This is a genomic window from Ewingella sp. AOP9-I1-14, from assembly GCF_052375995.1.
Lineage (GTDB): Bacteria > Pseudomonadota > Gammaproteobacteria > Enterobacterales > Enterobacteriaceae > Ewingella > Ewingella allii.
Genome location: NZ_JBQSVA010000003.1, coordinates 157,085 through 173,065 on the forward strand (window position 1 = coordinate 157,085; position 15,981 = coordinate 173,065).

12 protein-coding genes are annotated in these 15,981 nt (G+C 51.8%); 8 read left to right on the forward strand and 4 right to left on the reverse strand.

Annotation, left to right across the window (positions count from 1 at the left end; all coding sequences use genetic code 11):
- The first annotated feature begins 106 nt into the window (after nucleotides 1-106).
- Nucleotides 107-3,844, forward strand: a complete 3,738-nt coding sequence (locus ACT3RT_RS10655; protein WP_496202957.1) for a S6 family peptidase — start codon at nucleotides 107-109, stop codon at nucleotides 3,842-3,844.
- Between the two features lie 58 nt (nucleotides 3,845-3,902).
- On the opposite strand, the gene djlA is transcribed toward ACT3RT_RS10655, so the two are convergent.
- Nucleotides 3,903-4,718, reverse strand: coding sequence for a co-chaperone DjlA (gene djlA, locus ACT3RT_RS10660; RefSeq protein WP_441656070.1), 816 nt, complete (start codon nucleotides 4,716-4,718; stop codon nucleotides 3,903-3,905).
- A 182-nt stretch (nucleotides 4,719-4,900) separates the two neighbouring features.
- Between djlA and lptD the strand changes: the two genes are divergently transcribed.
- From lptD to apaH, 6 genes are all read left to right on the forward strand, one after another.
- Nucleotides 4,901-7,276 carry an LPS assembly protein LptD gene (lptD, locus tag ACT3RT_RS10665; RefSeq protein ID WP_353500972.1) on the forward strand — a complete coding sequence of 792 codons (2,376 nt, stop codon included), beginning with the start codon at nucleotides 4,901-4,903 and terminating at the stop codon, nucleotides 7,274-7,276.
- Nucleotides 7,277-7,342: 66 nt separating this feature from the next.
- Nucleotides 7,343-8,638, forward strand: coding sequence for a peptidylprolyl isomerase SurA (gene surA / locus ACT3RT_RS10670; RefSeq protein WP_496202958.1), 1,296 nt, complete (start codon nucleotides 7,343-7,345; stop codon nucleotides 8,636-8,638).
- On the forward strand, nucleotides 8,628-9,635 hold the full coding sequence (gene pdxA, locus ACT3RT_RS10675) for a 4-hydroxythreonine-4-phosphate dehydrogenase PdxA (protein WP_353500970.1): 1,008 nt from the start codon (nucleotides 8,628-8,630) through the stop codon (nucleotides 9,633-9,635). Before surA ends, pdxA begins: the two co-directional genes overlap by 11 nt.
- A gap of 20 nt (nucleotides 9,636-9,655) precedes the next feature.
- Nucleotides 9,656-10,489 carry a 16S rRNA (adenine(1518)-N(6)/adenine(1519)-N(6))-dimethyltransferase RsmA gene (rsmA, locus tag ACT3RT_RS10680; protein WP_496202959.1) on the forward strand — a complete coding sequence of 278 codons (834 nt, stop codon included), beginning with the start codon at nucleotides 9,656-9,658 and terminating at the stop codon, nucleotides 10,487-10,489.
- Nucleotides 10,490-10,569: 80 nt separating this feature from the next.
- Nucleotides 10,570-10,947 (forward strand): Co2+/Mg2+ efflux facilitator ApaG/CorD, encoded by a 378-nt coding sequence (apaG, locus tag ACT3RT_RS10685; protein ID WP_396131608.1) that lies wholly within the window; start codon nucleotides 10,570-10,572, stop codon nucleotides 10,945-10,947.
- Between the two features lie 5 nt (nucleotides 10,948-10,952).
- Nucleotides 10,953-11,807, forward strand: coding sequence for a bis(5'-nucleosyl)-tetraphosphatase (symmetrical) ApaH (apaH, locus tag ACT3RT_RS10690; protein WP_396131607.1), 855 nt, complete (start codon nucleotides 10,953-10,955; stop codon nucleotides 11,805-11,807).
- Between the two features lie 66 nt (nucleotides 11,808-11,873).
- Here the strand turns inward: apaH and folA are convergent, their stop codons facing one another.
- On the reverse strand, nucleotides 11,874-12,362 hold the full coding sequence (gene folA, locus ACT3RT_RS10695; protein WP_278878633.1) for a type 3 dihydrofolate reductase: 489 nt from the start codon (nucleotides 12,360-12,362) through the stop codon (nucleotides 11,874-11,876).
- A 421-nt stretch (nucleotides 12,363-12,783) separates the two neighbouring features.
- Here folA and ACT3RT_RS10700 point away from each other — a divergent pair, with 421 nt between their 5' ends.
- The gene (locus ACT3RT_RS10700; RefSeq protein WP_353500965.1) at nucleotides 12,784-13,398 is read left to right on the forward strand and encodes a LysE family translocator; all 615 of its coding nucleotides are present in this window, start codon (nucleotides 12,784-12,786) and stop codon (nucleotides 13,396-13,398) included.
- 82 nt (nucleotides 13,399-13,480) lie between these two features.
- On the opposite strand, the gene kefC is transcribed toward ACT3RT_RS10700, so the two are convergent.
- Both kefC and kefF read right to left on the reverse strand, forming a co-directional pair.
- Nucleotides 13,481-15,334 carry a glutathione-regulated potassium-efflux system protein KefC gene (kefC, locus tag ACT3RT_RS10705; RefSeq protein WP_353500964.1) on the reverse strand — a complete coding sequence of 618 codons (1,854 nt, stop codon included), beginning with the start codon at nucleotides 15,332-15,334 and terminating at the stop codon, nucleotides 13,481-13,483.
- A complete protein-coding gene (gene kefF / locus ACT3RT_RS10710) occupies nucleotides 15,321-15,881 on the reverse strand; it encodes a glutathione-regulated potassium-efflux system oxidoreductase KefF (protein ID WP_353500963.1) in 561 nt (186 codons plus the stop codon). The genes kefC and kefF overlap by 14 nt, the downstream gene beginning before the upstream one ends.
- Nucleotides 15,882-15,981 lie beyond the last annotated feature (100 nt).

Consider the following 15,981-nt stretch of genomic DNA (forward strand, 5'->3'; position numbering starts at 1 on the left):
ATTCTCTCTAAGTAACCGGTAATAGAATCTGGATTATCCCTATATTAATTAGATAGTTTCAAATTAAACATTGACCGGAATTATAATTATTTAGGGAAATATGAATATGACATGGAAACCAAAGTTACTAAGTAGCTTAATTGCCTTGGCTCTTTTTGATGTTGACGCGGCCGTCATGCGAGAAGATGTCTCGGTACAGGATTACCGCGATTTTGCTGAAAATCTTGGCAAGTACAGTCCAGGGAAGGAAGGCGTTGAAGTTTTAAAGAAGGATGGCACGCCGGCGGGAAAGCTAAACTTCCCTATTCCCGATTTTAGCGCCATTGATAGTAATGGGATAGCCACACTGACGCACCCTTCTTATATTGCCAGCGTGGCGCATAATGGGGGATATCAAAGTGTTAATTTCGGTAATAAGGCCAAGTACAATACTGAGTATCAGATAATTAACCGCAACGATGACCCGGCATATAAAACAAATAATAAGGATTTTCATCTTCCACGTCTTAATAAAGTAGTTACCGAAACTGCACCGATGCCAATTGCCGACCCTAACGATGTTAAAAACGACAGCGAGCGATACCAATATTTCGCACGAGCGGGTACGGGTACTCAATATCAAATCGACCCGGTGACAAAAGAGAAAAAATGGCTTTCAGGAGCTTATAGCTGGAAAACCGGCGGCACCATAACCAATCCGACTTTCCAAAATGGTCATTTAACTTGGAAAAACTATGGTCCAAACGATCCTCGGGTCGAACCTTTTAGTAGTGGTATTCAGCCTGGGGACAGCGGAAGCCCGCTCTATGTCTACGATAATAAAGAAAAAATCTGGAAGTTAATCGGTGTGTCGCCTTGGGTAGGTGGCAATGGCCCCTATAACTTAGAAAGTTACACACTCTATATGCAGCAATCATTCATGAACAGTGTACTTGCCAAAAATACAGATCCAGATGTCACTGACAGTACTGGCATGGGTGATATCCACTGGACTAAGGCAAGCATCAGTCAAGGCAATAATAGTTGGCAATGGCATGGCGTCGACGCGATCCTGCCCTATCTGGCTAGCAATGCTCAACTTGATGCCAGTAAAGACCTGAGATTTGCAGGGGATGGAGGCCGGATCGTTCTGGAAGACTCTATCAACCATGGCGCAGCAAAATTAAGGTTCTCCAACAACTACCAAGTCGACTCTGCTCCAGGAAAAAATAGTACCTGGGTCGGCGGGGGGATTGAAATCGACGCTGAAAAAACGGTCGATTGGCGAGTCAATGGCTTACTAGGCGATAACCTGCATAAAATTGGTAAAGGCACCCTGCACGTTAATGGTATTGGAAATAACGAGGGTGGGTTAAACGTCGGCGATGGCTTGGTTATTCTGAACCAGCGGGTAAATGCTCGGGGGCAGCAGCAGGCTTTTTCCAGTGTGACGCTAGTCAGTGGCCGCCCGACTGTGCGTATTGAAGGCCAGAATCAAATTGAAAGCAACAGAATCAATTTCGGTTATCGCGGCGGCACACTGGATGTTAACGGGCATGACTTTGCCTTTAAAACCATTAATCATAATGATAATGGCGCTAAAATCCTTAACAGTCATCCAAACAAACTCAGCACTCTGCGTTTTAACAATTCGAATAATCAGAGGTTTATCGGTCACCTCGGTAGTGAAGAAACACGCTTTAATCTAGATATCGACTATTCACCTGAGTCAGCTCTCCATAGCTGGGAACTTGCGGGCGGCGCAGAGCTAAATAAATTATCTGTCAATCGAGGCACCTTTATTCTGAGTGGCAGACCGACACTCCATGCCGGAGGTGTGGTAGTCGATAATGACTGGATCGATGAAACCTACAGCTTTAACAACATCGATGTGGCAAGTTTTTCAACGCTTCGGGTGAGTGAACATGCGTCATTAACTGCGAAGGTAAAACTTAATGAACGCGCCCGCATGGTGCTTAACAGCAAATCACACCTGAAAGGCGAAGTGGATTTAACATCAGGTAGTTTGATTAGTGTTGACCAAAAAGTTGAGAGCACAACCAGTACTGACGGCGGGAATGATGTAGTTATTGATGCTGAAATCCGCGGTGATGGGAAACTGGTGAAAGGCGGGCCAGGCACCCTGTATTTCAACAGCTTTAGTCCCTTTACTGGCTCCACGGACATCAACGGCGGTTCGCTCGTACTCAATGGTTCGCTGCACTCTACTTTGACGATGGGAGATAACACCCAACTCTACGGTAGTGGCACCTTATTCTCTGACCTTATCTTTAAAGACAATGTGCGATGGGCACCTAGCAGGACGGCCACGAGTGATGGTTATAACTTCAACCCTGCGGTGCAGAGAATTAACGGCAATCTCACTACAGGCAATAATACGCTTCTCAGCCTACGTACCCATTTAGATAGACAGTCTGCACAAACCGACAAACTGCTGATAAAAGGCGATGTGATCACCAAAGAGCCTATTTCAGTGCGAATTTCGCTATCGGGAAACGGGCTGCTGACTGACTTTCATAATCTGGGTCATGCGGATAATGATGAAGGCTTGTCGCTTATCCAGGTAGCTGGCCAGGCATCGAAAAACAGCTTTAAACTGGCTCAAGGCTATGTCGCACGCGGAGCCTATGCCTATGGTCTATACGCGTTTGCACCTGGGAAGAGTTCAGCAAAGCAACGTGAAGTTGAAGGTTTCGGTAACCAGTATTGGGATTATCGTCTGCAAAACACCCTGCTGAGCGAAGGAGAAAATGCGATCCCTCAGAACGAGGCTTATTGGGATGAGAGGCCTGCGCCGGAACCAAGTAACGGTTTGATTGAGGAACTAGCTCTAAAATCTGGCAACGATGGCAGCAGGCTAGCAAAACAAAATTCATCAAAAGCCTCTCGGAAAGCCGTGACGCCGCAGATCCCATCATATCTTTCACTGTCATCTGCCATTTTGAACTACAGTTCGCGGCTGAATGAAACCTTCCGCAATCAGGTTCTGGCGACTCAAGATACTAAGCTGAACATTTTCTTCCAGTATCTTAACGGAGAAGACAAATATCATTCTTCGCTAGGCTTTATGAATTATGGCTACGACTATACGCAGAAACAGAGTGGTTGGCTGCTGGGTGGAAAAGCCCTGCACTTAGCAAATGATACTCACTCGTTGGACATTAATCTCGGTCTCTCCAACACCCAGCTTGATGTCACACCGCAGGCTGCTGACGGAAATAGCAAAATCCAGTACACAGCTTGGGGTATCTCATCTTTGGCTTCTTATGAACACAACAGTGGCATCACGGTTGACCTCAGTGCTGATATTGCGAAGTACGACGGTAATGTTTCTACCGATCTACGCGGTGGTGACGTAGCTGATATTCATGCAAAATCAATCGGCGCTACGCTGGATGTAGGTCGTAAATTTAAGCTTGGTAATCATCAGCTCACTCCTCTGGTCGGCGTGGGTATCCAGCATCTGCAAATCGATGATGTGACTGACGTCGATAACACTAAGGTGGATTATAACGACATAAATCGCCCTACCATTCGCACTGGGCTACGTTATCGTTACAACTGGGATACCTCAAAAACCGGAAAATGGGCGTTGATAGCTAATACCACCTTTATTAAGGATCTCAGTAGTGATGCAACGCTGGATATCGGCAGTACCTTCAATAGTCGCACTAATAGCTTCATCAGCGGCTCAACCGGTAGCTCTGGGATGATCGATGTGGGGATTATTAATAATCCTGTCGCCAACATCTCACTGAATGCCGGTGTGCAGTATCAGCGCAGATTGGATAACGAAGGTGTGAATTACTGGCAAGGGGTTGCGGGGGTTAAGATTAGCTTCTAATAATTAGAAAGCTGGGAAGTAAAAAAGGCACCTTTTTAGGTGCCTTTTGCATGGATGCTTATTTAAAACCTTTCTCGCGTTTAATCAGGTCATAAGCCGCCTGAATCGCCTGCGCCTTCTCTTTCGCCATCTCCATCATTTCCGGCGGCAGGCCTTTCGCCACCAGCTTGTCGGGATGATGTTCGCTCATCAGCTTGCGATAGGCGCGCTTAATGACGGCGCTATCGTCTGACGGACTGACACCCAGCACTTTACAAGCATCGGCCAGCGTCGGCCCTTGCGGAGCCTGCCGGAATCCGCCCTGTGAGTAATGCCCCTGCTGCCCGCCAAATTGCTGACCGCCCTCCATCATGCTGAGGAACTGGTCGAACTGCTGGCGGGAGATGCCTAACTCTTCGGCGATGACGTACAGCACCTGCCGTTCATTAGGATGCAGCGAGCCATCGGCAAAGGCGGCCTGGATCTGAATTTCCAGAAAAGTCCGGATTAGGTCGAAACGCCCAAAACAGACGCTGCGCAGTTCGCGCATCTTCTCACGCAGTGGATAACTCGACTCTTTACCACTCTGGAATGCGCGCTGTGCCGCATTTCGGTTCTCGCCGTGCAGCTGCATTCTGTCCATATAAAGGCTGGCAATCTGAATATCAGCCTCGGTAACACGCCCCTTTGATTTCGTTAAATGCCCCATCACCTCAAAGGTGGTGCGGAAAAATAGTGTTTGTCTTGTCTGTTGATCGGCAAAATAGCCGCGGCTTTTAGCCGAGCGCGCCTTGTCGAACATATGCCCAATCAACAGTCCTATAACGATTCCCCAGAATCCCACGCCGGACATTAAACCCAGCACAAGCCCGAGCAGCTTTCCCCAATACTGCATATACTCCTCAATTCACCATGGCGTCGTCGAAAAATTGCTTTATCATAACTGGCATTTATCGTTGTGCCTAACGGCGACGACGTTTACCGGTTGGATTTAACACTAGCGCAACGATGATGAGTAATATAGTCTCTGACCGTTTGCCGGCATGATGCCTCTGATGACGGAACACCATTTTACGTATGAAAAACAGACGTCTGAAAACACGCTTCCCCACGCTGCTGGCCACCACTATTTGGACGGCCCTGTACAGCCATGGCGCTTTAGCTGATCTCGCTGCGCAGTGTATGCTCGGCGTACCTACTTATGATAAACCTCTGGTAACCGGTGATCCGAATAAGCTTCCTGTTAATATTCAGGCGGATCAGGCCACCGGCAACTATCCAGACAACGCGCTGTTTAGCGGTAGCGTTAATGTCGAGCAGGGTAACAGCTCTCTGACTGCCGATCAGGTGCAGCTTAACCAGGTGACAACCCCTGGCGAAGCCACGCCACTTCGCACCGTGACCGCTACCGGTGACGTAAGATATAGCGATCCGCAGATCAAACTGAACGGCCCTAAAGGTTTCTCGAATCTGACCACCAAAGATACCGATCTGGAAAAAGGTGACTACCAGATGGTAGGCCGCCAAGGTCGCGGTACGGCAGATAAGATGAAGCAGCGTGACAGCAACCGCTACACCATCTTGGATAACGGTACCTTTACTTCCTGTCTGCCCGGCGATAACAGCTGGAGCGTGGTGGGTTCGACCATCATTGAAGATCGTCAGGAAGAAGTGGCTGAAATCTGGAATGCGCGCTTCCATATTGGCCCGGTGCCGGTGTTCTACAGTCCCTATATGCAGTTGCCTATCGGCGACCGCCGCCGTTCTGGTTTCTTAATCCCGAACGCCAACTACAGCAACACTAATGGCTTCGGCGTTACTATTCCTTATTACTGGAATATCGCGCCTAACTACGACGCCACCATCACCCCAAACTACATGAGCAACCGTGGACTGCAATTGCAGAACGAGTTCCGTTATCTGACCGGCCTCGGCGCGGGTATGATGGAGTTCGATTATTTGGGCAATGACAAAAAAATTGACGACGATTATGTGAAGAGTCAGGCGCGTACCAGCGATAAAACCAAGCGCTGGATGTACTACTGGGCGCACTCAGGCGTCGTGGATCAAGTCTGGCGTTTCAACGTTGACTATACCAAGGTCAGCGATCCGTACTACTTCACCGACTTTGACTCCAAGTATGGCTCAACCACCGACGGCTATGCGGCGCAGAAATTCAGCGTCGGCTATGCCAATCAGAACTGGGACGCGACCTTAGCCAGTAAGCAGTTCCAAATCTTTAACGGCGCAGGTAACACCAACGCATACCGCGCAATGCCGCAGTTTGACGTCAACTACTACAAAAATGATCTCGGTCCGTTTGACCTTCATGTTTACGGCCAGGCCGCCAAGTTCACCAGCGTGAATCCGGATAACCCTGAAGCCACGCGACTGCACTTAGAGCCAACATTAAGCCTGCCGCTGAGTAACAGGCTGGGTAGCCTGGATAATGAAGTCAAATTAATGACGACCCATTATCAGCAGGATATTCCTGACTCGTTCTTTGCTGCTAACCCTAACTCTAAGCTGCAAAGCTCGGTAAACCGCACGCTGCCTGAGTTTAAATCTGACGGCAAGATGGTGTTTGAACGCACCATGGATTGGAACGCGGGCTATACCCAAACCCTCGAACCACGCGCCCAGTATCTTTATATTCCTTACCGCGACCAGAGTGGGATCAACACCTATGACTCCACGCTGCTACAGTCCGACTACACCGGCCTGTTCCGCGATAAGAGTTACAGTGGCCTTGACCGCATTGCTTCAGCTAACCAAGTGGCGAGTGGTTTAACCACCCGTATTTACGATGATGGTTTGGTTGAACGCTTTAACGCGTCATTGGGGCAGATTTACTACTTCACCCCTCCGCGCACTGGCGATCAGAACAGCGTTCTGGACAAGAATGATGACACTGGCAGCCTGGTGTGGGCGGGTGACACTTACTATAAAATCAACGACTTCTGGGGTGTTCGCGGCGGTGCGCAGTATGACACACGCCTTGATGCCTTAGCGCTGGGTGATGCGGTGCTTGAATACCGTGCTGACTCGGACAAAATGGTTCAGTTGAGCTACCGTTATGCCAGCCCAGAGTATATTCAGGCTACGCTGCCAAACGTGCAAAACCCAGGTTATCAGCAAGGTATTTCGCAAGTGGGCGGTATCGCCAGCTGGCCGATCGCCGATCGTTGGGCCATCGTGGGTGCCTATTATTACGACACCAAAGCACAGCAACCGGCTGATCAATTGCTCGGTCTGCAATACAATACCTGCTGTTGGGCGGTTGGCTTTGGCTACGAGCGTAAAATCACCAACTTTGATAACGTCAACGCAGAAAGTAAGTATGACAACAAGATTTCACTCACTCTTGAACTTCGTGGCCTGAGTAATAGTCATACCCTCGGAACCGCAGAAATGCTGGGCCGCGGTATATTGCCTTATCAACGTGCATTCTAAGACCGACGACATGTTGAACTCAGTGAACTTGCATCCGCAATTGCGGATTAAACAAATGGAAAATGTATGAAGAACTGGAGAACACTTCTCCTCGGCGTAACGCTTTGTGCCAGCACCGCGTTTGCAGCCCCTCAAGAGGTTGATAAAGTGGCCGCCGTGGTGGATAACGGCGTGGTCCTGGACAGTGATGTCAACAGCCTGATGCAATCTGTTAAACAGCAGGCTAAAGAGGCAAATCAGCAATTACCTGATGACGCAACGCTGCGCCACCAAATCCTTGATCGCCTGATCATGGACAAGATCCAGTTACAGATGGCCGATAAAATGGGCATCAAACTGACTGATGAAGACGTTGATAAAGCCATCGCGGGGATTGCCGCACAGAACAAACTGACGGTTGACCAACTGCGTAGCCGCCTGGCCTACGACGGTCTGAACTACAGCACTTACCGTGCCCAGATCCGTAAAGAGATGATGATCAGCGAAGTGCGTAACAGCGAAGTTCGTCGTCGCGTTACCGTTCTGCCACAGGAAGTTGATGCACTGGCCAAACAGGTTGGCGCACAAAACGGCGGCGACACTGAGTTCAACCTGAGCCACATTTTGCTCCCTCTGCCGGAAAACCCAACGCAGGACCAGGTCGATACGGCTGAAGCTTTAGCCAAGAAACTGGTAGCTGAACTGAACAACGGTGGCGACTTCGGCAAAATGGCGATCGCCTACTCTGCTGACTCCCAGGCGCTGAAAGGCGGCAACATGGGTTGGGGCAAATTGCAGGAGCTGCCAACGCTGTTTGCTCAGGCACTGAGCACCGCGCAGAAAGGCCAAATCATCGGTCCAATCCGTTCCGGCGTCGGCTTCCATATCCTGAAAGTTAACGATATCCGTGGCGACAACAAAACCGTTTCTGTTACCGAAGTTCACGCACGTCACATCTTGCTGAAGCCGTCGGTGGTCATGACTGACGATCAGGCTCGCGCGAAGCTTGAGCAGGTCGCGGCGGATATTCGCAGCGGTAAAGCCAAGTTTGCTGATGAAGCGAAGCAGCTTTCTCAGGACCCTGGTTCAGCGAATCAGGGCGGCGACTTAGGCTGGGCATCTCCTGACATGTACGATCCGGCGTTCCGTGACGCCCTGATGAACCTGAAAAAAGGCGAACTCAGCGCACCGGTTCACTCCTCATTCGGCTGGCACTTGATTCAGTTACTCGATACCCGTCAGGTGGATAAAACCGACGCAGCGCAGAAAGAGCGCGCGTATCGCATGCTGTTCAACCGTAAATTCTCTGAAGAAGCTCAGACCTGGATGCAGGAACAACGTGCCAATGCGTACGTGAAGATTCTGGACGGTAATGGACAATAATTCTTTAGCGACAAAAAGTTTGGTCATCACCCCCGGCGAGCCAGCCGGGGTTGGGCCGGATCTGGTACTTGCTCTGGCTCAACAGGCGTGGCCTGTTGAGTTAGTGGTTTGTGCCGATCCGGCTTTGTTACTTGAGCGCGCCCAGATTTTGGGATTGAAAATCGAGTTACGTGATTACCAGCCGGGCGCGGCGCCTCAGCCTCAGGCTGCGGGCACGCTGACCGTTTTGCCGGTGAAAACCGCGGTTCCAGTGATCGCTGGTCAGCTTAACGTAGCTAATGCAGGTTACGTGGTGGAAACGCTGGCTCGCGCCTGTGACGGCGCTATCAACGGCGAATTCGCCGGCTTAGTGACCGGTCCGGTGCAGAAAAGCATTATCAATGATGCCGGAATTCCATTTATCGGCCATACCGAGTTCTTCGCCGATCGCAGCCAATGCAATCGCGTGGTGATGATGTTGGCGACGGAAGAGCTGCGCGTTGCTCTGGCGACGACGCATCTGCCGCTGATGGACGTCCCCGCAGCGATCACTCGTCAAAGCTTGCATGAAGTGATCACCATTTTGCATCATGACTTGCAGACCAAATTTGGTATTGTCGATCCGCAAATTTATGTCTGTGGTCTTAACCCGCACGCGGGGGAAGGCGGTCACATGGGGCATGAAGAGATTGATACCATCATTCCTGCGCTGAATGAACTGCGCGAAAAGGGAATGAGTCTGATTGGTCCGCTGCCAGCAGATACGCTGTTCCAGCCGAAATATCTGCAACATGCCGACGCGGTGTTATCGATGTATCACGATCAGGGCCTTCCGGTGCTAAAATACCAAGGATTCGGCCGCGCAGTGAATATCACACTCGGCCTGCCCTTTATCCGGACCTCCGTTGATCACGGTACCGCACTTGAACTGGCCGCCACCGGCACTGCCGATGCAGGCAGCTTCAAGACTGCAATAAATCTCGCCATTCGCATGGCAACCAATTCTGCTGTTCTATAAAGAAAAGTAAAACAACTACAATGAATAATCGTGTACACCAAGGCCACTTTGCTCGTAAACGTTTCGGGCAAAACTTTTTAACCGATCAGTTTGTTATCGACAGCATCGTATCGGCTATCCATCCATTGCCCGATCAGGCCGTTGTCGAAATCGGTCCCGGCCTGGCTGCTTTAACAGAGCCGGTTGCCTCGCGCCTTAATAGTATGACCGTGGTCGAGCTTGACCGCGATTTGGCCGCCCGTCTGGAGACCAATCCGAAGATGGCCGGCAAGCTGCGTGTGATCCAGTCTGACGCCATGAAAGTCGACTTCGGCGAGCTGTCGAAAGAGCTGGGCCAGCCGCTGCGCGTGTTCGGCAACTTGCCGTATAACATCTCCACGCCGCTGATGTTCCACCTGTTCCTCTATACTAATGCTATTCGCGACATGCACTTTATGTTGCAAAAAGAAGTGGTTAATCGTCTGGTTGCCGGGCCGAACAGCAAAGCTTACGGCCGCCTGAGCGTGATGGCGCAGTACTACTGCCATATTATTCCCGTGCTGGAAGTTCCGCCGGAATCCTTTACGCCAGCGCCAAAAGTGGAATCTGCGGTGGTGCGTTTAATTCCGCACGCTGAAATCCCTTATCCGGTTGACGACATCCGTATTCTGAGTCGTTTGACCACCGATGCCTTTAACCAGCGTCGCAAAACCGTGCGTAACAGCCTCGGCCATTTGTTCACCGTTGAAGAGATGGTAGAGCTGGGTCTGGATTTACAGATGCGCGCAGAGAATATTTCTGTTGAGATGTACTGCAAACTGGCTAATCGCTTATCTACCCGGCCAAAAAACGGCCATCCGCAGCCAGAACAATAATCGTACTGAGCCAATATGATAAGGGGCGCAAGTGCTAAAACACTGCGCCTCGAAACATAAAGGAAGCGAGGAGTAACGCTATGCTTGATTCACCACGCGTATGTGTTCAGGTGCAAAGTGTCTACATTGAATCGCAGTCGATACCTGAAGAAGAGCGCTATGTCTTCTCTTACACCGTGACCGTCCGTAATCTCGGCCGCTTCAACGTACAGTTACTCCGCCGTTACTGGTTGATTACTGACAGTAATGCCCGGCAGATAGAAGTTCAGGGTGAAGGTGTGGTCGGTGAACAACCGCTTATTCTTCCTGGTAACGAATTCCATTACACCAGTGGCGCCGTGCTTGAAACGCCACTGGGTACCATGGAAGGGCATTACGAAATGGTCGCAGAGGACGGTGAATTATTCCGTGTCCCTATCCCTGTTTTTCGCCTCGCAATCCCAACGCTGATAAATTAACTCTCATGTCGACATATCTTATTGGTGATGTTCACGGCTGTATCGATGAACTCAAAGCGCTATTGGCGCAAGTCAATTTCAATCCTGAACAAGACCGATTATGGTTGACGGGCGACCTCGTGGCGCGCGGCCCCAACTCGCTCGAAGTGCTGCGCTATGTCAGCAGCTTGGGGGAGTCAGTGCGCATGGTGCTGGGAAATCATGACCTGCACTTGCTGGCGATCTATGCGGGGATCAGCTTTAACAAACCCAAAGATCGTCTCAATCCGCTGTTGGAAGCCGAAGACGCCGATGAGCTGATCAACTGGCTGCGTCGTCAACCGGTATTGCAGGTTGATGAAGAGCTGAAGCTGGTGATGGCTCATGCGGGCATCACGCCGCAGTGGGACTTGGAAACCGCGCAGATGTGCGCCCGTGAAGTGGAAGCCGTGCTGAGCAGCGACACCTACCCGCTGTTCCTCGACGCCATGTATGGCGATATGCCGAACAACTGGTCGCCAGAGCTGAGCGGCTTAGCCCGCCTGCGTTTTAGCACCAACGCCCTTACCCGCATGCGCTACTGCTTCCCGAACGGTCAGTTAGACATGATGTGCAAGGACACGCCGGAGAACGCGCCGCGCCCACTTAAACCTTGGTTTGATATTGAAAGCCCGATCCGCCAGGCCGGATACAGTATCGCCTTTGGGCACTGGGCTTCTCTGGAAGGTAAAGGCGCGCCGGAAGGCGTTTATGCGCTGGATACCGGCTGCTGCTGGGGTGGCGTATTGACCATGATTCGTTGGGAAGATAAGCAATATTTCACCCAACGCTCTAATCGCCGCAGCGACAAAGAGCAGGTTGCGGCACCTACCGCGTCCTGAGTACTCGTGGGCAGATCAAAAAAGGCACCTTTTCAGGTGCCTTTTTTATTTAGCCAGCGTTGGGGCTTAGCCGCGGTTTCTGTCCAGAATTTCAAAGCAGAAGCCGTGAGAGTTCTGCTCGTCAGCGTCGTGGAATTCGCTGAAGGTGCTTTCCCACTCATCCGGCTCGTAGTCGGGGAAGTGTGTGTCCCCTTCTACTTCGGCATCAATGTGCGTCAGGTATAAACGGTCAGCGCGCGCCAGGAACTGGTCGTATACGTGACCACCGCCCATGACCATCACTTCCTCAACATCGCCCGCCGCAGCAATAGCAGCATCAATGGAGGTAACCCAGGTGACGCCGTCGTGCGTGCCCGGTTGTGAACTGATCACGATATTTAAGCGACCAGGCAAAGGACGACCAATAGACTCGAACGTTTTGCGTCCCATGATGACCGGTTTGTTCAGCGTATTACGCTTAAACCAAGCCAGGTCAGCCGGTAAATGCCAAGGCATGGCGTTTTCCATGCCAATAACGCGATCCGCCGCCAGTGCGGCGATCAGGCTGATAATCATTATGAAGCCCTGTGTAGAAGAGGATATTTACGGTGACTCAAAAAAGTGCAGACACTATACGGAAAGCCCCTCAAGCCGTCGATAGCGATAACTGCCCAACCTACAGATATAAGATGGCTCTTAGTCATGCGCGATTTATCATTATAAAAGTTCCAATTCGGCACCTTAATCCACGTCATATATAACGGATAATTATCTTAAAACGGTATATATCACTTATACGAATTCCAGACTCTTCAGAGCTTGTACAGTGCGGCTTACATGCTGGCGTCATTCGCGTACAGGGCCGTACAGCCCTCACCACTCCGCCGACGCGACTTTATACGAAACACAAAAAAAAAGCGTCGCCCGTAGTTTATGACTTTCAGGATTGGCGTATGATGCCGCCCTATCTGCTATTGAATCAACGACGGTTATTACCATGCTTGAAACCTCCCTGTTTGTCGCCAGCATCTCCCTGCTCGGCATGCTCTCCCCCGGCCCAGATTTCTTTCTGGTGATAAAGAATGCGGCGCGCTATCCGAAAGTGGCGGCGCTGATGACGTCTCTGGGTGTGATTTGCGGGGTGATAACCCATATGTCTTACTGCGTGGCCGGGCTGGCGGTAGTGATCACCACCACGCCGTGGCTGTTCGACATGCTGAAGTATGTCGGCGCGGCTTACCTGATTTGGGTTGGCATTCAGGCGCTGTTCTCGCGCTCCAATAGCAAAATGAATCTGGACGGCTTAGAGCAGCAACAAATCAAGCTGCACAAAGCTTTCATTCAGGGCTACTTGTGCAATTTGCTCAACCCAAAGGCCACTCTGTTCTTCCTGGCGATGTTCACTCAGGTGCTGCAAGTGAACTCCAGCGTGGGCGAAAAGCTGTGGTATGCCTCGATTATCATTGGGCTGTCAGCCATTTGGTGGCCGCTGCTCTCCCTGCTGATCCAAAGCGCGCCGGTGCGCCGTGGTCTGGCAAAAGCACAGAAGATTGTCGATAAGCTGCTCGGTGGCGTGCTGATTGGTTTAGGGATTAAAGTCGCGCTGAGCTAATACCCCGCGGCCTTAACGCAAAACGGGCGATGCCTGCGCACCGCCCGTTTAATAATAAACTTCTTATCTCTTCAAGTTCGCCTTATCCCTTGGCTTCAATCACCTCATCTTCCGGCGCTTTACCGTCAATACTTCCACGCCAGCCCTGCTGCTGCCCTGAGGCCAGACGCTTCTGATCCTGCTCGATGGCGTCCGTCAGCATATCTTTGGCACGCTGCATACTGGCAACGCGGAACTCGGTATCCTCATAATTCTCGATAGTGGCTTCGAGCATTTTAAGGTTGTAGCGACGGAACAGATCGGCTTTTTCCCGCGCCTCGTAAGCATCTAATCCCAGGAACTCCAGCGTCTCACGCCCGACGCGTAGCGAGCCTTCAAACAGCTCACGCTCTGGCGCCTCAACGCCAAGGCGACGCAGCTGATACCAGTGGTCGACGTCGCGAGCGCGGGCGATAATTTTCAGGTTCGGGAAATGCTCTTTTGCCAGCTCGGTGAGCTGGAGATTGGCCTCAACGTCGTCAATCGCGTTAATCAGCACCTTGGCCTGCCCCGCACCAGCGGACTCCAGCAGGTCAACGCGGGTGGCGTCGCCGTAAAACACTTTTGTGCCGAACTTGCGCAGCGTTTCGATATGGTCCGGGTCGTGATCCAAAACCACGGTATGCACGTTATTGGCCAGCAAAAGACGGCCGGCGATCTGCCCGAAACGCCCAAATCCGGCAATGATCACCGTGGCATTTTCATCATCAATGGTATCGTCAGGGCGATTGTCTTTCGGCGCGTTGCGCTCCAGACGACTCGCCAGCACCAGCAGCAGCGGCGTGACCGCCATGGAAAGCGCCACCGCCAGCGTCAGGGCTTTCGCCCACTCTACTGGCAGCACACCGGCCATCTGCGCGGTGCTGAAAATCACGAAAGCGAATTCACTGCCCTGCCCGATAAGAATGGCAAACAGGCCGCGCTGGCGTTTTGGCACGCCGAGCATCGGCCCAATAAGCCACAGCAGCGCGGCTTTCAGCAGCATGAAGCCCACCAGCAAAGTGGCAATTAACAGCGGCTGATGCACCAGCGTGCCGAAGTCGATAGACATGCCGACGCCGATGAAGAACAGCCCCAGCAGCAAGCCTTTAAAGGGCTGAATATCGCTTTCCAGCGCGTGGCGGTATTCCGAACTCGCCAGCATCACACCTGCCAAAAACGCCCCCATCGCCATCGACAGGCCCGCCGTTTCGAGCAAAATACCAAAGCCGAATACCAGAAAAAGCGCCACGGCGCTGAACACTTCGCGCATACCCGAACGGGCAACAAAGTGCAGCAAGGGCCGCGCCACGTAGCGCCCGAGCAGAATAACCGCTGCCAGTGCGCCAATCACTTTCGCGGCGGATAGCCCAAAGCTTGCCAGCGTAGTGGCTTCTCCGGTGCTCGCCAATAGAGGGATCATGGCAACCAGCGGAATGGCCGCGATATCCTGAAACAGCAGCACGGCAAAGGCGCTACGGCCAATGGGTGAAGTGGTCAGGCTGCGCTCGCTCATGGCCTGCATGGCGATGGCGGTGGAGGAAAGCGCCAGCGTCAGGCCAATCAGCAAAGCGACTTTCCAGTCCAGACCCAGCAAATAACAGAACAGGCTGAGCAGTAAACCACAGCCGCCCATCTGGATACTGCCACCGCCGAATACCGAGGCGCGCAGGGTCCATAGGCGTTTCGGGTCCAGCTCAAGGCCGATGATAAACAGCATCAGCACCACGCCGATCTCCGCAAAGGTCAGAATCGACTCAGGGTCAGAAACCAGCTTTAGCCCCCACGGGCCGATGATGCAGCCCGCAATCAGATAGCCCAGCACCGAGCCTAAGCCAAGGCGCACGGCAATCGGCACAAACAGCGCGGCGGAGCCGAGGTAGAGCAGCCCTTCAAGCAGCAAATTATGGTTTTCCATCGCTGCCTCCCACTGGCGCGGTTTCTTTCAAACTCAGACAAGCCGACAGGCGGCGGCGATACTCTTCGCCGGAGGCTTTCAGCGCCACCTCGTCGCAAATAAAGGTGTTATGTACGGCAAAATACGGCAACCAGTTCATCCCGCAGTAAACTGCAGTGGCCTGCAGCGGCTGGGCTAGAACGTCGAAATCAGGATGGTCGCCCAGCTCAAAGTGATGCTCATTGCCGCCGGTGGTCACCGCCCACAGACAGTGTTTACCATTCAAGGCATTGCCTTCATGGCCATAGGCCCAACCGTGCTCCAGCACTTTATCAATCCACAGTTTTAGCAGCGGCGGCATGCTGTACCACTGAAGAGGATGTTGGAAAACCACCAGATCGGCGCGCTCGACCGCCGCCTGCTCAGCGCTGATATCAATGCTGAAATCGGGATAGAGATCGTAAAGAGAGCGGACTTCGACATCAGGAAGATCAGCGATTGCCGACAGCAAGCGCTGATTGGCCCGGGAGTGGCGTGGATAAGGGTGGGCGTAAACAATTAAAATCATCAGTCAGCTCATATCGTCAAAACATAGATTAATCATAAAGTATTTCTGCGGTTTATAACTGCCGCCAGTGCCAAGCGAAAGTAATAAAAACGCCCGCTTC

What these genes read in the sequence shown, in the direction of transcription:
- surA (WP_496202958.1), top strand. Translation starts at nt 7,343, where the DNA reads ATGAAGAACTGGAGAACACTTCTCCTCGGCGTAACGCTTTGTGCCAGC.
- pdxA (WP_353500970.1), top strand. Translation starts at nt 8,628, where the DNA reads ATGGACAATAATTCTTTAGCGACAAAAAGTTTGGTCATCACCCCCGGC.
- kefC (WP_353500964.1), bottom strand. Translation starts at nt 15,334, where the DNA reads ATGGAAAACCATAATTTGCTGCTTGAAGGGCTGCTCTACCTCGGCTCC.
- ACT3RT_RS10655 (WP_496202957.1), top strand. Translation starts at nt 107, where the DNA reads ATGACATGGAAACCAAAGTTACTAAGTAGCTTAATTGCCTTGGCTCTT.
- apaH (WP_396131607.1), top strand. Translation starts at nt 10,953, where the DNA reads ATGTCGACATATCTTATTGGTGATGTTCACGGCTGTATCGATGAACTC.
- apaG (WP_396131608.1), top strand. Translation starts at nt 10,570, where the DNA reads ATGCTTGATTCACCACGCGTATGTGTTCAGGTGCAAAGTGTCTACATT.
- lptD (WP_353500972.1), top strand. Translation starts at nt 4,901, where the DNA reads ATGAAAAACAGACGTCTGAAAACACGCTTCCCCACGCTGCTGGCCACC.
- djlA (WP_441656070.1), bottom strand. Translation starts at nt 4,718, where the DNA reads ATGCAGTATTGGGGAAAGCTGCTCGGGCTTGTGCTGGGTTTAATGTCC.
- ACT3RT_RS10700 (WP_353500965.1), top strand. Translation starts at nt 12,784, where the DNA reads ATGCTTGAAACCTCCCTGTTTGTCGCCAGCATCTCCCTGCTCGGCATG.
- folA (WP_278878633.1), bottom strand. Translation starts at nt 12,362, where the DNA reads ATGATTATCAGCCTGATCGCCGCACTGGCGGCGGATCGCGTTATTGGC.
- rsmA (WP_496202959.1), top strand. Translation starts at nt 9,656, where the DNA reads ATGAATAATCGTGTACACCAAGGCCACTTTGCTCGTAAACGTTTCGGG.
- kefF (WP_353500963.1), bottom strand. Translation starts at nt 15,881, where the DNA reads ATGATTTTAATTGTTTACGCCCACCCTTATCCACGCCACTCCCGGGCC.